Source organism: Leuconostoc sp. (assembly GCF_965300815.1).
The window spans coordinates 1-3,084 of sequence record NZ_CBDKZH010000133.1 but is presented as its reverse complement, the minus strand read 5'-3'; the positions used below and the strand labels follow the sequence as shown (position 1 = coordinate 3,084).

Annotated in this window: 3 protein-coding genes; all 3 read right to left on the bottom strand. The window is 45.9% G+C overall.

The features are described 5' to 3' along the window. A partial coding sequence (gene upp, locus ACW12G_RS07230; RefSeq protein WP_455647633.1) for a uracil phosphoribosyltransferase occupies window positions 1-619 on the bottom strand: 619 nt, incomplete at its 3' end. Window positions 620-722: 103 nt separating this feature from the next. Beyond that, on the bottom strand, window positions 723-2,096 hold the full coding sequence (brnQ, locus tag ACW12G_RS07225) for a branched-chain amino acid transport system II carrier protein (protein ID WP_278392950.1): 1,374 nt from the start codon (window positions 2,094-2,096) through the stop codon (window positions 723-725). Between the two features lie 5 nt (window positions 2,097-2,101). Then, window positions 2,102-2,890 carry a 2-keto-4-pentenoate hydratase gene (locus ACW12G_RS07220; RefSeq protein ID WP_455647632.1) on the bottom strand — a complete coding sequence of 263 codons (789 nt, stop codon included), beginning with the start codon at window positions 2,888-2,890 and terminating at the stop codon, window positions 2,102-2,104. Window positions 2,891-3,084 lie beyond the last annotated feature (194 nt).

The window sequence follows — 3,084 nt, the reverse complement described above, 5'->3', positions numbered from 1 at the left end:
CAAATAAACGATCGCCGGCATCCCCGAGACCTGGCACAATATAACCATTTTCATTTAAGCTAACATCCAGTGAGCCAGTATAAATATCCACGTCTGGATGTGCGTCTTGCACGGCTTTCACCCCTTCTGGCGCTGAAACTAACGTAATCAACTTGATGTTTTTGGCCCCGCGCTTCTTTAAAGCAGAAATCGCATCCTTGGCCGAACCACCTGTTGCTAACATTGGATCAACAAGCAAGACATCACGTTGGTCAATATCTTCTGGTAACTTGATGAAATACTCCACTGGTTCCAAAGTTTCTTCATCACGATACATACCAATATGGCCAATTTTTGCGGCTGGAATGAGTTGCACAATCCCATCAACCATGCCCAAACCAGCACGCAGAATTGGTACAACCGCCAACTTCTTACCAGCTAATTGCTTCTTCGTTGTCGTTGCCACGGGTGTTTCAATCACCACATCTTCTAATTGTAAATCACGACTTGCTTCATAAGTCATGAGCATTGCAATTTCGTCAACCAGTGCACGAAAATCTTTTGTGCCCACATTCTTTTGACGAATCATTGTTAGCTTATGTTGGATCAAGGGATGATCCATCTCAACAAATTTTCCCATGATAATCAATTTCGCGGGTAAAACAAACCTACCACGCGTTCCTTCCAATTAGTTACTGTGTCTATTATAACAAAAAACCCCCGATATGGGGATTTTCTAAAGGTTAAAACGACTCATCAACTTTTACTGCCACGCTGGATTTTTGCGTGATTTGGGCAAAACTATAAACGCCAAGACCAACGAACGTCCCAACAGCAGCTGGGACCAACCAGCCAAATCCCAAGGCTGAAAATGGGATCAATTGATGGTAAGTATTCACGACTTGTTGTGCCAATCGACCGGACATAAAAGGGGAACTAGCCAAGGCATCTAGTAGCGCTGGTAAGGCGACAAAGCCCACCACACTACGGTAGACAACCGGTGCGTAATTGAAATATTTTGCCGTCAGCGATAGCATAATTAACACCAGTGAAATTGGATATAAAAACATTAAGACAGGGACTGACCAAGCCACAATGTTTGTCAAGCCTGCATTCGCTGTGACAAATGACCCAAAGGCGATGACCCGCAAAAACCATAAATAACTCACTTTTGGAAATACCAAATGCATATCTTGGGCAAATGAGACAAATAAACCCATCGCCGTGGTAAAGACAGCCAATGTCACCACAACGCCTGTCAAAGCCGTCCCAAAATTACCAGCATAATGGGCAACAATTTGGGCAAAAGCGTCGCCACCGTTAGCAGCGGCCTTAAATTGTCCTAAACTCGTCACCCCAAGCAATACCAATGCAGCATATAACACCGCTTCCGCCACAATACTGAGTAAACCGGCTTTTGCCAACACTTGCGAGACTTGGGCATCACGGAAGCCTAACGCTTTCACGGCATAAACTACCGAAACAGCTAAGGCTAATAATGCAATGCCATCCATGGTATTATAAACATCTAAAATACCTTGAAAACCAGCATGAGCTTGATACGTTGCACTCACCGCTTGATGCGTACTTCCCATTGGCATCACGAGCGCCAACAACAAGACGACGAGCAACAAGGCGAGAAACAGTGGATTCAAATATTTCCCGACCCACTTCATCAAACCAGATTGTTTGACCGTTAAATAGTATGCTAACCCGAAAAATGCGCCTGAAAATAACAGCATGCCGAGCCCTTGATCTTTTGGTGCCAAAAATGGGGCAACCCCCATTGAAAAGGCGGTTGCGGCCGTACGTGGTGTGCCGAAAAATGGCCCAATCGTCAAATGAATGGCAACCAGAAACGCCAAGCCAAACCAATGGCCAACCGGCTTGGCAACATCATAAACACTCCGACTGTGGGTGACACTGACAGCTAGCATAGCGAGAAACGGCACCACCGTCCCTGTCACTAAGAAACCAAGCGTTGCTGGTAGCCAATTACCACCAGCGAGTTGGCCTAACTGGACTGGAAAAATCAAATTGCCAGCGCCAAAGAACATCCCAAAAATTAATGAAGCAATCAAAACTAATTGTTGCCAAGTGAGTTTTTTATTTGTCATGTGGCTTACTTTCCTTTCACGTTGACGACAACTTCACCAAAGCCACCAGTAAAAGTGGCGCGCCATTGACCAGCGGTGAGTTGTGGTGGCAATAAGAATGTTCCCGTTGACGCCTTTGTCCCTGCTGGGAAGTCTTTGCCTTGTGCCGCTAATTTGCCCACTAACCATTGCAATGCCAACACGGGATTGTCCAACACCGCTGCCCCTGTCCCTTGCGCAACCACCGTATCATTATGGGTGAGTGTGGCTTGCACATCAGCCAATTCGGCAACCGTTAAGGTTGCACCATCGCGGTTGTCACCGGCAACTACTGCGCCACCTACTGCACAGTCACTCAAAACAAGGTACTTATTTAAGGTCGGAAACCAATCCTTAAAACGGGCGTCTGGTACTTCTAAAGCTGGCGCAACCCAGGTATTTTTCAGTAAGGTTTCGGTAGACATATCAGGTGTTAAAGCCACTTTCGCGGTAAAGAGTAACTCGACTTCAACCAAGGGTTCATTAAAATCGGTTAACTGTAAGTCAGTGCCAGATGGTAAAAATTTATCCGCCACCTGTGCCCCATACAACGGCGCATCGGCGGCAAACATCGCTTGCGTCTCTGGTGACGTCAGTGATACTTTATAGCCAGCCGTGGGCACGCCTTTTTGTGCCATAACGGCATCTTGTACCTGATATGCCGTTTCAAAGTCCGCAACGACGTCCACAAAATCTGCTTGATCCAACGGCGTGTGCTGTTGATAAGCCTCAAATAGGTGCTGCGCCAGGGTCGCTTGTTCGTCAGTTAATGTCATCTTTTTCCCTCCACTGAAATAAAACAAAAAGACACGCTGCAATAAAATTGCAGCGTGTCCGTAACGGTAATCAGCTGCCTATCAATCTTACATTGATAGGCACCACAAATTGTCAGCACCTATCACGAGATAATGATAATGCTGATAATAATTTGTGTGTTTGTTTGTGCTGATAAGGTCATGTGATATTTCTC